Source organism: Micromonospora sp. LOL_023 (genome assembly GCF_048060115.1).
Lineage (GTDB): Bacteria > Actinomycetota > Actinomycetes > Mycobacteriales > Micromonosporaceae > Micromonospora_E.
Genome location: NZ_JBHMIM010000089.1, coordinates 1 through 17832, shown reverse-complemented (window position 1 = coordinate 17832; position 17832 = coordinate 1). Strand labels below are relative to the sequence as shown.

General features: G+C 68.5%; 14 protein-coding genes and 1 pseudogene. 8 read left to right on the top strand and 7 right to left on the bottom strand.

Features of this window, described 5'->3' with window-relative positions; genetic code table 11:
* Positions 1-305 precede the first annotated feature (305 nt).
* Together ACFHVL_RS29190 and ACFHVL_RS29185 are read right to left on the bottom strand one after the other, a co-directional pair.
* On the bottom strand, positions 306-1298 hold the full coding sequence (locus tag ACFHVL_RS29190) for an acetylxylan esterase (protein ID WP_416631737.1): 993 nt from the start codon (positions 1296-1298) through the stop codon (positions 306-308).
* Positions 1299-1311: 13 nt separating this feature from the next.
* Positions 1312-2331 carry a LacI family DNA-binding transcriptional regulator gene (locus ACFHVL_RS29185; protein WP_416631736.1) on the bottom strand — a complete coding sequence of 340 codons (1020 nt, stop codon included), beginning with the start codon at positions 2329-2331 and terminating at the stop codon, positions 1312-1314.
* 363 nt (positions 2332-2694) lie between these two features.
* Here ACFHVL_RS29185 and ACFHVL_RS29180 point away from each other — a divergent pair, with 363 nt between their 5' ends.
* The 7 genes from ACFHVL_RS29180 to ACFHVL_RS29150 all read left to right on the top strand — a co-directional run bounded on the left by ACFHVL_RS29180 (position 2695) and on the right by ACFHVL_RS29150 (position 12611).
* Positions 2695-3693: an ABC transporter permease gene (locus tag ACFHVL_RS29180; protein WP_416631734.1), complete on the top strand. Its 999-nt coding sequence runs from the start codon at positions 2695-2697 to the stop codon at positions 3691-3693.
* A 116-nt stretch (positions 3694-3809) separates the two neighbouring features.
* The gene (locus ACFHVL_RS29175; protein ID WP_416631733.1) at positions 3810-4616 is read left to right on the top strand and encodes a carbohydrate ABC transporter permease; all 807 of its coding nucleotides are present in this window, start codon (positions 3810-3812) and stop codon (positions 4614-4616) included.
* A 59-nt stretch (positions 4617-4675) separates the two neighbouring features.
* Complete coding sequence (locus ACFHVL_RS29170) at positions 4676-6325, top strand: extracellular solute-binding protein (protein WP_416631731.1); 1650 nt, start codon at positions 4676-4678, stop codon at positions 6323-6325.
* A gap of 83 nt (positions 6326-6408) precedes the next feature.
* Positions 6409-7935: a GH39 family glycosyl hydrolase gene (locus ACFHVL_RS29165; RefSeq protein ID WP_416631730.1), complete on the top strand. Its 1527-nt coding sequence runs from the start codon at positions 6409-6411 to the stop codon at positions 7933-7935.
* The gene (locus ACFHVL_RS29160; protein WP_416631729.1) at positions 7932-8621 is read left to right on the top strand and encodes a DUF624 domain-containing protein; all 690 of its coding nucleotides are present in this window, start codon (positions 7932-7934) and stop codon (positions 8619-8621) included. The genes ACFHVL_RS29165 and ACFHVL_RS29160 overlap by 4 nt, the downstream gene beginning before the upstream one ends.
* Positions 8618-10654 (top strand): beta-galactosidase, encoded by a 2037-nt coding sequence (locus ACFHVL_RS29155; protein WP_416631728.1) that lies wholly within the window; start codon positions 8618-8620, stop codon positions 10652-10654. The genes ACFHVL_RS29160 and ACFHVL_RS29155 overlap by 4 nt, the downstream gene beginning before the upstream one ends.
* A 265-nt stretch (positions 10655-10919) precedes the next feature.
* Positions 10920-12611, top strand: a complete 1692-nt coding sequence (locus ACFHVL_RS29150; RefSeq protein ID WP_416631726.1) for an FAD-binding oxidoreductase — start codon at positions 10920-10922, stop codon at positions 12609-12611.
* Positions 12612-12691: 80 nt separating this feature from the next.
* Here the strand turns inward: ACFHVL_RS29150 and katG are convergent, their stop codons facing one another.
* The 4 genes and pseudogenes from katG to ACFHVL_RS29130 form a co-directional block, all read right to left on the bottom strand.
* Positions 12692-14968, bottom strand: coding sequence for a catalase/peroxidase HPI (katG, locus tag ACFHVL_RS29145; RefSeq protein ID WP_416631725.1), 2277 nt, complete (start codon positions 14966-14968; stop codon positions 12692-12694).
* Positions 14965-15420: a Fur family transcriptional regulator gene (locus ACFHVL_RS29140; RefSeq protein ID WP_416631724.1), complete on the bottom strand. Its 456-nt coding sequence runs from the start codon at positions 15418-15420 to the stop codon at positions 14965-14967. The genes katG and ACFHVL_RS29140 overlap by 4 nt, the downstream gene beginning before the upstream one ends.
* 85 nt (positions 15421-15505) lie before the next feature.
* Positions 15506-16102, bottom strand: coding sequence for a dihydrofolate reductase family protein (locus ACFHVL_RS29135; protein ID WP_416631722.1), 597 nt, complete (start codon positions 16100-16102; stop codon positions 15506-15508).
* A 552-nt stretch (positions 16103-16654) separates the two neighbouring features.
* Positions 16655-16942: pseudogene (locus tag ACFHVL_RS29130) on the bottom strand (hypothetical protein); the annotation flags it as partial.
* 148 nt (positions 16943-17090) lie between these two features.
* Between ACFHVL_RS29130 and ACFHVL_RS29125 the strand changes: the two are divergent.
* Complete coding sequence (locus tag ACFHVL_RS29125) at positions 17091-17648, top strand: MOSC domain-containing protein (RefSeq protein ID WP_416631720.1); 558 nt, start codon at positions 17091-17093, stop codon at positions 17646-17648.
* A 28-nt stretch (positions 17649-17676) separates the two neighbouring features.
* On the opposite strand, the gene ACFHVL_RS29120 is transcribed toward ACFHVL_RS29125, so the two are convergent.
* A complete protein-coding gene (locus tag ACFHVL_RS29120) occupies positions 17677-17805 on the bottom strand; it encodes a hypothetical protein (RefSeq protein WP_416631738.1) in 129 nt (42 codons plus the stop codon).
* Positions 17806-17832 lie beyond the last annotated feature (27 nt).

Genomic DNA, 17832 nt, shown 5'->3' with positions numbered 1-17832 from the left:
ATTCCCACACATCTTGACCGTTCCGGACACCGCGCCCGGTGATCAGAGCCTTACCCGGAAAGGCTCATTGACATTCCCTTCTCGAGGTGTCGGCGAAATGCCGACCTACCTTCACAGGTAGGAGTGGGTCAGGGCGACTGCTTCGCACTTGGCAACGAACTGTTGATAGAAAGCGGTCGAGAAGTGCATCGCTTTGATGCTTGTCGCTGCGAGAAGGCAGATTAACGTAGGTTGGCGAGGATGTCCAGGGTGTGAGTACATGATGGATAGTCTGAAACAGACCGGATGCGCGAAGCGCTCGGCGGTCAGCCGAGCAGGGCGCGAAGCCAGCGCAGTTGGCGGCGGACCTGTTCCGCCTCGCCCCCTTCGTGACCGTTGAACGGATAGACGTGGATTTCCCGCTGCGGCGACTCCGGTCGGCCGTTTCCGGCACCGTAGTGGTTGTACGCGGCGAAGACGGTGCTCGGCGGGCAGACGGTGTCGCGCAGCCCGACGCCGAAGTGCGCCGGTGCCATCGCCCGCTTGGCGAAAGTCACCCCGTCGAAGTAGGACAACGTGGTGCGTACCGCTGATTCGGCGCCGCGGTGCACGGCCAGGTAGCGGGCGACGTCGCCGTAGGGCTCGGTGTCGGTGATCTCGATCGCCCGCTGCCAGTGACACATGAACGGAACGGTGCTGATCAACGCGGCGAGGTCGCCGACCAGCCCGGCCACGGCGAGGGCGAGCCCGCCGCCCTGGCTGTTGCCGGCCGCGACCACCCGGGTCGGGTCCACACCGGGCAGCGCCCGGACCGCCGTGACCGCCCGCACCGCATCGGTGATCAACCGGCGGTAGTAGTAGCCGGCGGGGTCGGCGATGCCCCGGGTCACCGGGCCGGGTCCGCCGTCCACCGTGATGTGCGGATCCGGGGTGTCACCGCCGTTGCCGTACTGGTCACCCTGGCCACGGGAGTCCATCAGCAGATGGGCGTAGCCGGCCACCGGCCAGGTCAGCCGGTCGAGCGGCAGGCCCCGGCCCCGGCCGTACCCGAGGTACTCGACGACCGCCGGCAACGCGGTGTCGACCCCGGCCGGCCGGGTGTACCAGGCGTTGACCGGATCGCCGCTGAAGCCGGTGAAGCTGATCTGCCAGGTGTCGAGCAGCCGCAGATCGGTCGGCTCCGGCCGGACGTCGATCAGGATCTCGCGGTTGGCTGCCTCATCGAGGGTGGACTTCCAGAAGGCGTCGAAGTCCGCCGGCTCGGCCACCGCCGGGGCGTACGTCTCCAGTTGCGGCAACGGCAGGTCGAACAGGGCCATGGATCCTCCGAGTTCAGTGGGGTGGGGGCGGTGCGGTGCTCTCCCGGATCACCAGTTCGGTGACCAGGTCGATTCTGCTGGTCGACAACTCGGTGCCGCTGGCCAGGTCGAGCAGCATCTGGGCGGCGGTGCCGGCCATGTCGCGCAGCGGCTGGTTGACAGTGGTGAGCGCGGGCACCGTCCAGGTGGCGACCGGAACGTTGTCGTACCCGATCACCGACAGGTCGTGCGGGACGTCGAGGCCGAGCTGCCGTGCGGCCCGCAGCACCCCCAACGCCTGCATGTCCGACCCGGCGAAGATGGCGGTGGGCCGGTCCGGGCGGTCGAGCAGTGCCATGCCGTGCGAGAAGCCGGAGTCCACGTAGAAGTCGCCGTGCCGGATCAGGTCGGTGGCGACCGGTAGGCCGACTTCGTCGTGCGCCGACCAAAAGCCTGCGGTACGGGCCTGAGCGCACAGCACGTCGCGCGGGCCGGAGATGAGCGCGATCCGCTGGTGCCCGAGTTGCAGCAGGTGCCGGGTGGCGATCAGCCCGCCGTTCCAGTTGTTCGAGCCGACTGTCGGCACCAGCGCCGAGGTCGCGCTGTCGGTGTCGATCACCACGAACGGGATGAGCTGGCGGGCCAGCAGGTCCCGCTGCTTCTCGGTCAGGTGGCAGAGTACGAAGAGGACGCCGAGTGGGCGGCGGGTCAGGGTCGCGTCCAGCCAACCCTGCGGTGGGCTGTGCTGGCCGTCGAGCTGACTCAGGTGCAGGCCGATCCCGGCGGCGCTGGCCACCGTCTCGACTGCCTTGATGATCTCCATCGCCCAGAGTGAGTCGAGCTGGTGGAACACCAGGTCGATCTGATCGTGCCGGATCGGTGGCCGGCGGGCGCGCCGGCGGTACTGGTGGCGGTCCAGGCTGGCCTCGACCCGGGCTCGGGTCCTCGGTGCCACGTCTGCCCGTCCATTGAGAACTTTGGATACGGTGGTGACCGAGACGCCGACCTCGTCGGCGATGGTGGCGATGGTGGCCGGCGACGGTTGCTCGGTCACGTGGGAAGGGGTCGGGGGTGGCTGGCCGGCGGAGTGTGGTGGGACGAGCGGTGGTGCCTCTGGCATGCGTACCTCACGAAAGGTTACCGAAACTTCCGGAGCCTATCCCGCTGGTGGGCTCGGTTCAGCTGGCTTGTGGGCGGTGCCGTGCACGCGGCACGGGAACCCCCGGGCGGTCCCGCGCTCACACTATGCAGTTGCAGGTCTGCATCGATGACCCTTGACACAACGATGCCGGGGAATTTAGGTTCCCCGCAAGGTAACGCACCTATTTCCGAAAGTTTCGAGGCTTGTGTCGCGTCGATGGGTTCCCTGCTGCCTGCAGAGCTCACGACCGGCCCGATATGAGGGGTGGCGACCGGGATGAGCACACCCAGCGCGGTCGATGCGTCGCCGCAGGCCGCGGTGCCGCCGCCGCCCGTCGGCAAACTGCCGCGACGGGGCAGGAGCCGGCCCCGGTCGCGGACCTGGCGGCGGGCACTACAACGTGACTGGCAGCTCTACTCGCTGGTCGTTCTGCCGCTGGTGTTCTTCCTGATCTTCCGCTACCTGCCGATGCTCGGCAACGTGATCGCGTTCCGGCGGTTCCAGCCCGGCGGCAACGTCTTCGGCGAGTACTGGGTCGGGCTGCGCTACGTCCGGATGTTCTTCACCGACTCGACGTTCTGGCAGGTCTTCACCAACACCCTGGTCCTGGGCACCCTGAGCCTGGTCGTCGTCTTCCCGCTGCCGATCGTGCTCGCGCTGCTGCTCAACGAGGTGCGGGCCCGCCGGATGAAGCGCTTCGTCCAGTCGGTGTCCTACCTGCCGCACTTCCTGTCGATCGTGATCGTCGCAGCGATGGTCATGCAGATCCTCTCCGTCGACGGCACCGTCAACTCGATCATCCGTGGGCTGGGCGGCGACGCCATCCCGTTCCTGCAACAGCCGGGCTGGTTCCGCACCATCTACGTCTCCTCCGAGGTGTGGCAGACCGTCGGCTGGGGAACGATCCTCTACCTCGCCGCGCTCACCACGATTGACGAAGACCTCTACGAAGCGTCCCGGATCGACGGTGCCAACCGGTGGCGACAGACCTGGCACGTGACCCTGCCCGGCATCCGACCCACCATGGTCACCCTGCTGATCCTGAACATCGGCACCTTCATGGCGGTCGGCTTCGAGAAGATCCTGCTGCTCTACAACCCGCTGACCTATCCGACAGCGGACGTGATCTCCACGTACCTGTACCGGATGGGCGTGGTCTCCAGCAACTTCAGCTACGCGGCAGCCATCGGTCTGTTCGAGGCACTGATCGGGCTGACCCTGGTCCTGTCCGCCAACATGATCGCCCGTCGCGCAGTAGGGACGAGCCTGTGGTGACCGTCGACTCCTCCCGCAAGTTGCTCCAGCCAACCCGGCGTGCACCCCGTCGGCCTGACGACACCCGTGGCTACCGGATCTTTCGGATCGTCAACGGGTTCATCCTGACCGTGGTCGTGATCGCCACGCTGTACCCGTTCGTCAACATCATCGCCCGATCGCTGAGTGAAGAGGGCTACATCCGGTCCGGCCAGGTCAACATCATCCCGCGCGGGTTCAACCTGGACACGTACCGGGTGGTGATGTCCGATTCGATGTTCTGGATCAACTACCGCAACACGATCGTCTACACGGTGGTCGCCACGATCATCTCGATCGTGCTCACCACCTGCTACGCCTACGTGCTGTCGAAGAACGATCTCAAGGGACGCGGCGCGTTGGTCGGCGTTGCCGTGTTCACCATGTTCTTCTCCGGCGGCCTGATTCCCAACTACATTCTGATTACCAGCCTCGGGCTGAAGAACAGCATCTGGGCAATTGTGCTGCCAAATGCGATCAACGTGTTCAACCTACTGGTCATGAAGGCGTTCTTTGAAAGTCTGCCGACCGAACTGGAAGAGGCCGCCGCCGTCGACGGGCTCAGCACGTACGGCATCCTGTGGCGTATCGTGCTCCCGCTGTCGAAAGCGATCATCGCAACGATGGTGCTCTTCTACGCGGTTTCGTTCTGGAACTCGTGGTTCACCGCGTTCCTCTACATGGACCGCTCCGAGCTTTTCCCGGTGACCGTCTACCTGCGCAATCTGATCGCCGGGGCCACCACTGCGACATCCAGTGGCAGCAGCAGTGACAGCCTCGCCCAGACGGCCGCGAACATCCAGTCCGTCACCATCATCCTCACCGTACTGCCGATCATGGTCGTGTATCCCTTCATTCAGCGGTATTTCGTGTCCGGGATCATGCTCGGTGCGGTCAAGGGCTAGCGCTGCGGCCAGCTCCGCCCATCCATCCGAACGCCTTCCGCGCACTGAAAGGAAGTCTGATGTTTCAACGATCCCGGCGCCGCTACGCAGCGGTCGCTGCCGGTGTCCTCGCCCTTTCGCTCGGCGTCGCCGGCTGTGGCAGCGACAAGGAGTCCGACTCCGAGGACCTGGACGGCAACAGGGTCGGCGCCATGGAGAGCTATGGCGTCGGTGACCAGTTCACCGCCACCGAGGCGTTGTCCTTCTCCATGCTCTACAACAACCACCCGAACTATCCCATAGACAAGGAATGGCTGTTCTGGGATGAGTTGGCCAAGCGCACCAACGTGTCGGTCGAAACGGTCGAGGTGCCGCTGAGCGACTACGAACAGAAGCGTGGTCTGCTGATCGGTGCCGGGGACGCGCCGTTCATCATCCCGAAGACCTACCCCGGCCAGGAGTCGCCGTACGTCTCCAGCGGCGCGGTCCTGCCGGTCAGCGACTACATCGACCTGATGCCGAACTTCCAGGACAAGGTCGCCAAGTGGGACCTGCAGGGTGACATCGACTCGTTGCGCCAGCAGGACGGCAAGTTCTACCTGCTGCCCGGGCTGCACGAGGACGTCTGGACCGACTACACGATCGCGGTACGCACCGACATCCTCGCCGAGCTCGGCCTGGCGGAACCGACGACCTGGGACGAGTTCCGGGAGATGCTGCGGGCGATGAAGGTCGCCTATCCGGACGTGTACCCGATGTCCGACCGATGGAGTGTCCCCACCCCGCTCGGCGCGTTGCAGAACATCATCGGGACGTCGTACGGCTACGGCACCATGGGCGGCTGGGGCTACCAGAACGCGACATTCAGCAGGGACGCTCAAGAGTTCGTCTTCACCGGCACCATGCCGGAGTACCGGGAGATGGTGGAGTTCCTGCACTCCCTGGTCGATGAGGGACTCTTCGACCCGGAGAGCCTGACCCAGGGCGACGATGCGGCGATCCACAAGCTTTCCACCGGCAAGTCCTTCGTGATCAGCACGAACGCCCAGACCCTGGTCAACGACTACCGACCGGCGCTGGCGCTGACCAACCCGACCGCCACCATCGCGAAGATCACCCGGCCGGACAGCAGCATCGGCTCGGTCAAGGCCGGCTCCCGCCTGGAGAACGGCATCATGATCTCCAGCAAGGCCCGGGAGAGCGAGAACTTCGTCGCGATGATGCAGTTCATCGACTGGCTCTGGTACTCCGACGAGGGCCAGGAGTTCGCCAAGTGGGGCATCGAGGGCACCACCTACACAAAGGAATCCGACGGCAGGCGGGTCCTCGACGCCGACATCGACTTCGTCGGGCTCAACCCCGACGGCAGCAAGCACCTACAGAAGGACTTCGGTTTCAGTAACGGGGTGTTCGCCTACGGTGGCACCACCGAGCTGCTGCAGTCGACCTTCTCCGAGGAGGAGCTGAAGTACCAGGAGGCGATGGGGCAGAAGGAGACCCTGCCGGTCGCGCCGCCGATGCCGTTCACCGAGGAGGAGCGGGAGCAGGCCACGCTCTGGGAGACCCCGCTGAAGGACTACGTCCAGCAGCAGACCCTGCAGTTCATCCTCGGCCAGCGTGACCTGTCCGAATGGGACGCCTACGTCGCCGAGGTCGACGGAAAGAACGCCCAGCAGTACATCGACGTGGTCAACGAGGCTCACCAGCGATACAAGAACGAGCACGGCTGACCCGCCGCCTTAGGGGTGCCGGTCGCGACCGTGGCAGGGACGCGACCGGCACCGGCCGGCCGAGGCTCACGAAAGGAGCAGGCATGACCCGCATCGTCGTACCGGAGCAGAGCACCGGCAACTTGCCGGACGCCTGGCGAGCCTGCGTCGGTACCGGCCGGCTCGACCTCGCGCTGCGCAGCGACTACCAGGAGTCTCTGGCGCTGGTCCAACGGGAGATCGGATTCCGCTACATCCGTGGGCACGGGCTGCTCAGCGACGGCGTCGGTATCCACCGGCCGTACGAGCACGCCGGCCGGCGCGGCGTACACCACTCGTTCACCTACGCTGACCAGATCGTCGACGCCTACCTCGGTCTCGGCATCGCCCCCTTCATCGAGCTCGGCTTCATGCCCGAAGCACTCGCCTCCGGCGACCAGACCGTTTTCTGGTGGCGCGGCAACGTCACCCCGCCGCGCTCCGAATCCGAGTGGGCCGACCTGGTCCGCGCCACCGTGCGTAACCTGGTTGACCGGTACGGCCTGGAGCAGGTGCGCAACTGGCCGATCGAGGTGTGGAACGAACCCAACCTGACCTCCTTCTGGCAGGGCGCCGATCAGGCCGCCTACCACCGGCTGTACGAATTGGCCGCCCACGCGGTCAAGGACGTCGACGCCAGTCTGCAGGTCGGCGGGCCGGCGATCTCGCCCGGCGCCGACGAGTGGCTGGTGCCGTTCGCCGAGTACGTCACCGACCGGGAAGTGCCGGTCGACTTCGTCAGCCGCCACGCGTACACCTCGGGGCCGGCCCAGCACGTGCCGTTCGGCACCCACCAGACCCTGATGCCCGCCGACCACCTGCTGGAGCAGTTCGCCAGCCCGCGCAAACACCTGGCCGGCACGGCCCTGGCCGACCTGGCGGTGCACATCACCGAGTTCAACTCCTCCTACCGGCCGGACAACCCGATCCACGACACCGCGTTCCACGCCGCGTACCTGGCCCCGGTCGTCGCCGCCGGCGGCGACCTGGTCGACTCGTTCTCCTACTGGACGTTCAGCGACGTCTTCGAAGAGAGCGGTATCCCGGCCGCGATCTTCCACGGCGGCTTCGGCCTGCTCACCCACCGACAGATCAGAAAACCCACCTACCACCTGTACGCCTTCATGGCCCGAATGGGCCGTCAGGTGCTCGCCCGGGGTACCGACCACCTGGTCACCCGCGACGCCGACACCGGCCGGGTCACCGTGCTGGCCTGGGCACCGGTAGACGTCACCGACCTGGCGGCGGCCCCGGACCGACACACCGTCAACCTGTCGGTACCGGTCGCCGCGCAGGCCGGTGCGGCGTTCCTGCTGCGCTCGTCGGTCAGCGACGACGCAGGCAACGCACGGCGGGCCTGGTGCGAGCTCGGTCGCCCCCGGTCGCCCCGCCCGGCGCAGCTCGACGCCCTGCGCGCTGCCGCCGAACCGGCCCGTAGCCACCGCGCACTGCCGGTCGTCAACGGCCGGGCCGACGTCGACCTCACCCTCGCCCGGCACGAGGTCACCCTGGTCGAGATCACCCCGGTAGTCGACGAGACCCCGCCGTGGTGCGACGATCGACGACTACTCGGCAGCGCTGATCGATCATGACCGATGCTGCTGCCGCGCAGCGGCGGTTCGGCACCGGCCCGTTGTCGCGGGTCGCGGCGGTCATCTACCGACTGATCGTGGTCGAACTGCTGCTGCTGGCCGGCGTCCTGCCCGGACTGGTGCCGGCGCTGCTGCTGGCCCGCGACCCCAGCAACATTGCGCTCTACGCAGTCTGTGCCGTCCCGGTCGGTCCGGCGCTGTCCGCCGCCCTGTACGCCATCGCCCGGCACTGCCCCGACATCACCGACCTGAACCCGGCTGTCGACTTCTGGCGTGGCTACCGCACCAACCTTGGCGGGGTGCTACGGCTCTGGCTGCCGATGCTGGCCGGGCTGGCGGTCGTCGCGGTCAACCTGGCCTACTTCGACGCGGCCGGGGTGCCGACCTGGTGGGCCGTGCTGCTGGTGCTGATCGCGGTGGCAGCGACGGTGTGGGGCGGCACCGCGCTGGTGATCACCTCGCTGTTCGCGTTCCGCGCCCGTGACGTGGCCCGGCTCGCCGCCCATTTCCTGACCCGCACGCCGAGTACCTCCCTCGGGGTGCTGGCGCTGGCGGTGGTGGCGGCCGGAATCACCGCGTACACCTCGGAGGCGGTGCTGGCGCTGGCCGGTTCGGTGCTGGCGCTGCTGCTGCTGCGCACCAGTCGACCGATGACCTCGGCGATCGAAGAGGAGTTCACCCAGTGACGCTGCCGGACGTCGCGAAGATTCCCTACGGCGGGGACTACAACCCCGAGCAGTGGCCCGAGGACGTCTGGGAGGACGACTACCGGCTGTTCGGGACGGCCCGGATCGACACCGTCACCATCGGGGTCTTTACCTGGGGGCTGACCCAGCCCAGCCCAGACATCTACGACTTCTCCGCCCTGGACCGCATCGTCGAGCGGGCGGTCGCCGAGGGGCAGCAGATCTGCCTGGCCACCGGCACCGGTGCGCATCCGGCCTGGATGCCCCGCGCACACCCCGACGTGACCCGTGTCGACTTCGAGGGCCGCCGGCACCGCTACGGCCAACGACACAACTCCTGCCCCTGCTCACCGACGTACCGCCGGCTCGCCACCGAGCTCGCCCGCCGCGTCGCGCAACGTTATGCGCGGACCCCCGGTCTGGTCGCCTGGCATGTCAACAACGAGTACGGCGGTGCCTGCTACTGCGAGTTGTGCGCCGCCAGCTTCCGGCTCTGGCTGCGTGAGCGGTACGGCAGCCTCGACGCGCTCAACGAGGCCTGGTACACGACCTTCTGGTCGCACACCTTCACCGAGTGGGGGCAGATCGAGCCGCCGTCGGCGTTGACCGAGCACTGGCGCGGCCCCGACCACACCGCCTTCCAGGGCATCACCCTGGACTACCTGCGGTTCATGTCGGATGCGATGCTGGCCAACTTCGTCGACGAGAAGGCGGCGATCCGCGAGTCGAGCCCGGACCTCCCGGTGACCACCAATTTTATGGGCATGTACCGGCCGATCGACTACCATCGCTGGGCCGAGCAGCTGGACTTCGCTTCCTGGGACAACTATCCGCCGGACGACCGGTCGGCGGCCCGGATGGCGCTCACCCACGACCTGATGCGTGGGCTCAAGGGCGGCCAGCCGTTCTGGCTGATGGAGCAGACACCGAGCGTCACCGCCTGCCGCGACGTGAACCCGCTGAAGCGGCCCGGGATCATGCGACTGTGGAGCTGGCAGGCGGTGGCGCACGGGGCCGACGCGGTGCTGTTCTTCCAACTGCGGGCCGGCCGAGGGGCCAGCGAGAAGTACCACGGCGCGGTTATCGGTCACGCCGGGCGCGGGGACACCCGCGTCTTCGGCGAGGTCGCCGAGCTCGGTGCGGAGCTGGCGCGCCTCGGCGGCGTGTCGCTGGGCGCCCGTACCCCCGCCCGGGTGGCGGTCCTGTTCGACTGGGACAGCTGGTGGGCGTTGGAGATTTCCGATGGGCCGTCCCGGTTGGTCCGCTACCAGCAGGTGGTGCTCGCCTACCACCGGGCACTCTGGGACGCCGGGGTGGACGTCGACGTCGTACCGGTCACCGCCGACCTGTCCGGCTACGACGTCGTGGTCGCTCCGGCCCTGCACATGGTCAAGGATGATCTGGCGTCCCGCCTGGAGAGGTTCGCCCAGCGGGGTGGCACCGTGCTGGCAACGTACCTCTCCGGGCGGGTCGACCAGTACGACCAGGCGTTCCTGACCGATGTGCCGGGGCCACTGGTGCCGCTGATGGGCATCCGGATCGACGAGTGGGATGCCCGGGAAGCCGACGTGGTCAACCCGGTGACCCTGACAGCGGACGGCATCGGGTCTACCGTCGCCGACGCCACACTGCTGTTCGAGCTGATCGTTCCGCAGGGCGCCGAGGTGGTCGGTACCTACCAGGCCGACTTCTACGCCGGCACCGCGGCGGTCACCCGTAACCGGTTCGGCGCCGGGCAGGGGTGGTACGTCGCCGCCGGGCTCGACCAGGCCGGGGTTTCCTGGGTGGTACGCCGAATCCTGGATCAGCACGGCCTGCTCGGCCCGTACTCCCACCTGCCGGAGCTGGAGTCGGCGGTACGGGTCGCGCCGGACGGCACCCGGCTGCGGTTCCTGCTCAACCACGGCGAGGAACCGGTCGAACTCCCCGCCTGCGCCGCCGGGGTCGAGCTGCTGACCGGGACACGGGTCGCTGTCGGAGCTCCGCTGCGCCTGGACCGCTACGGCGTACTCGTGCTCCGGGAGGACAGCTGAGCGAACCGCCCCGACTATGCGTCGTCGCCGAGCCCGGCCCGTCGATCGGACAGGGGTCGCCGCCGCGCGGCGGGTCGAAGGTGGTGCACCCTACCGCGCCAGCTAGGGTGCACCACCCTCCACCCGCCGCGCCCAGTACGCCCGGTCGGGTGACGTGTGGCAGCAGGGGCAGGCGGGACGGCTGGCCGGTGGCAGGGTCGGTGCGGTAGCCGGGGCAGCAGCGACCGGCGGGACCGGATGGTGCCAGCGGGGGAGTGCGACGATGGTGAGCAGACGTACGGCATTGCGAGTGGGTGCGGTCGCCGGGCTGGCGCCGGTGGTTGGGCTGACCGGCCGGCCCGCCTCGGCCGCACCGACCCCGGCCGAGCAACCGTCGCAGGTCAGACCACAGAATCCGGACGTGGGCCCGACCCGCGGCCAGGGGCCTCCCGACGAGCCCTGGTCTGAACTGCCGGACGGGCAGTGGGCGGCGCTGCAGCGACGGCTTTCGCCCGGTGCCACCCTGTACCGGCGGGGCGGGCCGAGCTACGAGGCGCTGAGCATCCCGTTCAACCACCGGTACGCCAACGTGCGGCCGGCGGCGATCCTGGCAGCTGGCACGCCGGACGACATCGCGGTGGCAGTCAGCTGGGCGCGCGACGTCGGGATGCCACTGGTGCCCCGGTCGAGCCTCGGCCACAACTACGCCGGCTACTCGACGACCCCCGGACTGCTGCTGGTGATGAGCCGGCTGCGCGGCATCACCGTCGCGCCGAATCCGTCACCCCCGCCGCCGCAGCGGTACGGCCCGATCGAGGTTGTCTCGGACGCCGGGATGCTGACCGTGGCGGCCGGGGTGGTCAACGCCGACCTGCGGCCACTGCTGCAACAGCAGGGGATCTTCGTGCCGGCCGGACGTTGTCCGACGGTCGGGGTGGCCGGGCTGGTGCTCGGCGGTGGCATCGGCTTCAGCGACAAGATGTTCGGCCTGACCTGCGACCGGCTGATGTCGACGGACGTGGTGCTGGCCGACGGCTCGCTGACCAGGTGCGACGAGACCAGCGACCCAGACCTGTTCTGGGCCTGCCGGGGCGGCGCCGGCAACAACTTTGGCGTCAACACCGCCTTCACCTTCCGGTACGTGCGGCTGCGGGGCGAAGTCACGTACTTCCAGCTCCGCTGGGGTGCCGACACGATGGTGGCCGCGCTGACGGCGATGCAGCAGGTGGCCGCCGCCCAGCTCGCCGACCGGCGCTTCGACTGCCGGATCGGTGCGGGCACCACCCTCGGCGAGGGCGGCCAGCAGCAGGTGTACGCCGCCGCGCTCGGCCAGTTCTACGGGTACGCCGATGAGCTCGTCGACCTTCTAGCGCCAGCGCTGGCGGTCGGCACCCCGGCCGAGCGGTGGGCCAACCGGGACAGCATCCGGCAGGTCACCCCGGCCGAGGCGGCTGAGCTGCTGTCTGCGAGCACCCCGGTGCAGCAGTTCGCGGCCAAGTCGGCGGTGCTGCGCTCGCCGCTGGACGAGGCGCAGCTGCAGATGGTGGCCGCCGGGCTGTGGCGGTGGCCGGGCAGTCGCAACCCGGACGGCGCCGGGATCGCGCTGTTCGCCATGGGCGGGCGGATCAACGACGTAGCGCCGGACGCCACCGCCTTCGTGCACCGCGACGCCCTGTTCGTGCTGGCTGCCGAGGCGAGCTGGGCAGACGACGATCCGCCGGCCACCGGGGTGGCGAACGTCAGCTGGCTGACCGAGTTGTACGACGAGCTGCTTGCCGGTCAGCCGCCGGCCGGGGCGTACCAGAACTTCCCGGACCCGGACCTGGCCGACTGGCGGCGGGCCTACTACGGCGGCAACTACCAGCGACTGGTCGAGGTGAAGCGCAAGTACGATCCGACCGACTTCTTCACGTACCCGCAGGGCATCGGTTCCTGCGGTTCTGTCGACGGCTACGCCAACCGCTGGTGTCCCCGGTGATCAAACTCGTGAGATCGATGTGGCCTCAGCCGGCTGGTAGCGGTCGGCTGAGGCCACATCTGTCGCGCTGACCGGGTCGATCAGGCGAGGTCGAACCGGTCGAGTTCCATGACCTTGACCCACGCCGCGACGAAGTCGGTGACGAACTTCTCGCGGGCGTCGCTGCTGGCGTAGACCTCGGAGAGGGCGCGTAGCTGCGAGTTCGAACCGAAGATCAGGTCGACCGCGGTGGCGGTCCACTTCACCTCGTCGGTGGCCAGGTCGCGGATCTCGTACACGTGCTCCTCGGACTCCGACGTCTTCCACCGGGTGCCGGGGGAGAGCAGGTTGGTGAAGAAGTCGTTGGTGAGCACGCCCGGCCGGTCGGTGAGCACGCCGTGCCGGGAGCCGCCGACGTTCGTCCCGAGCGAGCGCAGACCGCCGATGAGGACGGTCATCTCCGGTGCGGACAGGCCGAGCATGTAGGCCCGGTCGATCAGCAGGACCTCCGGCTGGGTCTTCTCACCGGGGCGCAGGTAGTTACGGAACGCCTCGGCGCGCGGCTCCATCACCGCGAACGACTCGACGTCGGTCTGCTCCTGGCTGGCGTCGGTGCGACCCGGGTGGAACGGCACCGTCACCTTGACGCCCGCGTCGAACGCCGCCTTCTCGACGGCGGCCGAGCCGGCCAGCACGATCAGGTCGGCGAGCGAGATCTTCGCCCCGCCGGCCGCGTTGAACTCCCGCTGGATGCCTTCGAGAGTGCTCAGCACCGCCGCGAGCTGCTCCGGCTGGTTGACCTCCCAGCTGCGCTGCGGCTCGAGCCGCAGGCGGGCACCGTTGGCACCGCCACGCTTGTCGGTGGAGCGGAAGCTGGCGGCGGACGCCCAGGCGGTGGTGACCAGTTGGTCGATGCCCAGGCCGGAGTCGAGGACCTTCGCCTTGAGCGCGGTGACGTCGGCGTCGCTGACCAGCTCGTGGTCGACCGCCGGCACCGGGTCCTGCCACAGCTGGGCCTCGGGGACCCACGGCCCGAGGAAGCGGGTGACCGGGCCCATGTCGCGGTGCAGCAGCTTGTACCAGGCCTTGGCGAAGGCGAGCGCGAACTCGTCCGGGTTGGCCAGGAAGCGGCGGGAGATCTGCTCGTACGCCGGGTCGACCCGCAGCGACAGGTCGGTGGTGAGCATGGTCGGCTTGTGCTTCTTCGCCGGGTCGTGCGCGTCCGGGATGATCGCCTCGGCGTCCTTGGCGACCCACTGCTTGGCGCCGCCGGGGCTGGTGGTCAGCTCCCACTCGTATCCGAAGAGGATCTCGAAGAAGCGGTTGCTCCACTGCGTCGGCTTGTCGGTCCAGGTGACCTCGAGGCCGCTGGTGATCGTGTCGCCGCCCTTGCCGCTGCCGTGGGTGCTCAGCCAGCCGAGGCCCTGCGCCTCCAGCGGCGCGCCCTCGGGCTCGGGGCCGACGTGGTCGTCGGCGATGCCGGCACCGTGGGTCTTGCCGAAGGTGTGGCCGCCGGCGATGAGGGCGACGGTCTCCTCGTCGTTCATCGCCATCCGGGCGAACGTCTCCCGGATGTAGTAGGCCGCAGCCATCGGGTCCGCGTTGCCGCGTGGGCCCTCCGGGTTGACGTAGATCAGGCCCATCTCGGTGGCGCCGACCCCGGTCGGGAGGTCGTTGTCGGAGACGTACCGGGCGTCACCCAGCCAGGCGTCCTCCGGGCCCCAGAAGATTTCCTCGGGCTCCCAGACGTCCTCCCGGCCGAAGCCGAAGCCGAAGGTCTTGAAGCCCATCGACTCCAGGGCGACGTTGCCGGCGAGCACCAGCAGGTCGGCCCAGGAGATCTTCTGGCCGTACTTGGCCTTGACCGGCCACAGCAGGCGGCGGGCCTTGTCCAGGTTGGCGTTGTCCGGCCAGCTGTTGAGCGGGGCGAAGCGCTGCCCGCCGTCGCCAGCGCCGCCGCGACCGTCCTCGATCCGGTACGTGCCGGCGGCGTGCCAGCTGAGCCGGATCATCAGGCCGCCGTAGTGGCCGAAGTCGGCCGGCCACCAGTCCTGCGAGGTGGTCAGCACTCCGACGATGTCCTGCTTGACGGCCTCGACGTCGAGCTTGGTGAACTCGGCGGCGTAGCTGAAGTCCGCGCCCAGCGGGTTGCCCTTGGGCGAGTGGGCGTGCAGCACCGACAGGTCGAGCTGGTTGGGCCACCAGTCCCGGTTGGTACGCGGCCGGCCGCCGGTCTTCGGCGTCGGTGAGTCGATCGCCGGGTTCTCGCTCTCGCTGCCGTGTGAGGTCACCGAGTCGTGCGCGACCGGGCAGCCAGCGGCCGCCATCTTGTCGACGCCCTGAGCGCTGGTGCCACCGTTGTCCTGAATGCTGGTCATTTGTTCCCTTCCGAACTGGCGGATGTCGAAGCGGTGCGTTCGGTCGCGCAGCTGGGGCAGGTGCCCCAGAAGACAACCTCCGCCTCGTCGACCGCGAAACCGTGGTCGTCGGAGGCGGTGAGGCAAGGGGCGGAGCCGGTGGCGCAGTCGACGTCGGCGATCACTCCGCAGGAGCGGCAGACGAGGTGGTGGTGGTTGTCCCCGATCCGCCGCTCGTACCGGGCGGTCGCGCCGGCTGGCTGGATACGTCGCACCAGCCCGGCGTCGGTGAGGACCCGCAGCACATCGTAGACCGCCTGGTGGGACACGGTCGGGTGATCGGCGCGCACCAGGGCGAGCACCGTGTCGGTGTCGACGTGCGGGCGGGCCTGCAGGGCGGCGAGCACCGCCAGCCTCGGCCGGGTCACCCGCAACGAGGCCGCCCTCAGCTGCGCCTCGAGGTCGGATGTCACCCGGCCACGATAGGTCCTTTTCTGGAATCATTCAAGTTTCGGTACGGGGTGCCGTCGACCTGCTGTGCACCGGTGAACCCGCAGGTCAGGACGGTGGACAGGGGTCTCGGACGGCGTACCGGTGCAGCGTGACGCCCTCGTCGAAGTCGCGGTGCTCGAGCAGGTCGAGCTCGACCGGGGCATCGTGGTCGTCGAACAGGGGTCGGCCCGTGCCGAGGACCACGGGATGGATGAACAGCATCAGTTCGTCGAGCAGGCCCGCCCGGAGCAACTGGGTGGCGAGGGTGGCACCGCCGACGCCGAGGTCTCCGTGGGTCTGCGCCCGCAGTTCGGCGAGCGCCGCCATGGCGTCGCCGTCCCGGCCGATGACGCGGGTGTCGTGTCCGGCGTCGACGCGAGTACGCGACACCAGCACCTTCGGGGTCGACGTCCAGATCTCGCCGTACTCGCGTATGAAGTCCGGCAGCGAGTCGTCGTCGCGCGCGCTCGGCCAGAACGCCTCCATAATGTCGTAGATCTTTCGACCCTGGACCATCTGGGACAGCGCCCGCGCCCGTGTGTTGAACTCCCGGTGCAGCGACTCCCCGATACGCATCCAGTTCCCGCCGCCATTCTCATCGGGGGCGTGCTCGATCTTCAGATCCACGGACACGTTCATCCAGTAGACAAAGCGACCCGGCATATTTCCTCCCTGGTGATTGTGGTAGATGACTGCCCGCACAGACGCTAACGTGTCTCGACCCGCGCCGATGGGTGGGCTGCGCCAATGGATCGCCGCGCGTTCGCATGCACCCGACACCATGGCACGGTGCCTGTTCAGCTCTACCCGCCGGCCTGGCAACGCCTGATGTGGTTCCTGGCTCTCGGTGCGGGTTCCGTGTGCCTACTGGCGGCTGCCGTCGACGAAGATGGCTGGACGGTCCTGGCCGCGTCGTCCGGTGCGGCGCTGACATTCGCCGCCGCGACGGCACCGAGCTGCGCGCGTCGGCCTTTCAGCACGGTCCCACAGCATTCGGCTTCTCCCGACGCCCAACGGCCGTCGCGGCCGCCCGACTGGAAGAGATTCGCCGCCGGCGCGGCCGACGCGGGTGAACTGCCGGTGGCTGAGGCCGTGCTCATCCGCACATGGTAGCGAGGCCGCGTCGCCGGCGAGGTGATGCATCGATGTGAGGCTGAGATACCTTACGACGCGCTCGTAGCGTGTCTCAGCCTCACATCGACGCGGCATTGCTGCGAGCCACTGGCCGACGGTGGAGAAGTCGGCATCGGTGAGGCCGAGCTGCGGGTCGACGCGGTGCAGTAGCGCCCTGCCGGGGTGATGCACTGCGACCCAGTGTCGGTCCAGGTCGGTGATCTCGTCGTCGAGCCAGACGAAGGTGCGCCCGGCCGCCCACCTGGTGAGGAACGCCGTCTTCCAGTGCACGCCACGCGGCGGCTCGTCGTCGGAGTCCGGCCACGGGACGACCGGCAGCTCCGGCAGGCCGAGCAGCGGCGAGATCACGTCGTTCGCCTCGGCCAGCCAACGACGGCAGGTGGATTCACGCCGACCTGTCGTACGTCTGCCGTGACCGTTGGGGTGGGATCACCGCCACCACTGCCGCCCCGGAGCCACCCGGCTGCCGCGTCGATTGAGGCGTGGCGCCAGCCGTCACCGGTGGGAGACTGGCGGCATGGTGACGATGGACGTTCAGCCGGTGGTGGTAGCGGTCAGCTTCGATGGCGGGCACCGGTTCAGCAAGCCGGTCGTCAACGAGATCACCCTGCTGGCCGGGCTCGGTGTGGCAGGTGACGCGCACGCCGGGGTCACCGTCAAGCACCGGTCGCGGGTCGCTGCCAACCCGACCCAGCCGAACCTGCGCCAGGTGCACCTGATCCACGGTGAACTGCACGACGAGCTGCGGGCGCAGGGCTTCGCCGTCGATCCGGGCCAACTGGGGGAAAACGTCACCACCCGTGGGCTGGACCTGCTGGCGCTGCCCCGGGGCACGCTGCTGCGGCTCGGACCGCACGCCGTCGTCGAGGTCACCGGCCTGCGTAATCCCTGCCAGCAGATCAACACCTTCCGCCCGGGGGTGCTGAAAGCTGTCCTGGACAAAGACGAGGCGGGCAATCTGGTCCGTAAGGCCGGAATCATGAGCATCGTGCTCGACGGCGGTCCGGTTCGCGCCGGCGACCTGATCACCGTCGAGTTGCCGGCACTGCCGCATCTGCCGCTGGACCGGGTCTGACCGGCGGCACCGCACAAGTGCCGCCCGGTCAGTGGATGCGGCGGCCGTGGGCGTCCGGGACGCCGGATTTGCGGAAGAAGTACGTGTTGATCTGGTCGCGCCACTCCCGTGCCGAGCGGACCTGCTCGTCGAGGCGCTCGGCGACCCGGGCGTACAGGGCGGGGTCGAGGCCGACGTCGGCGAG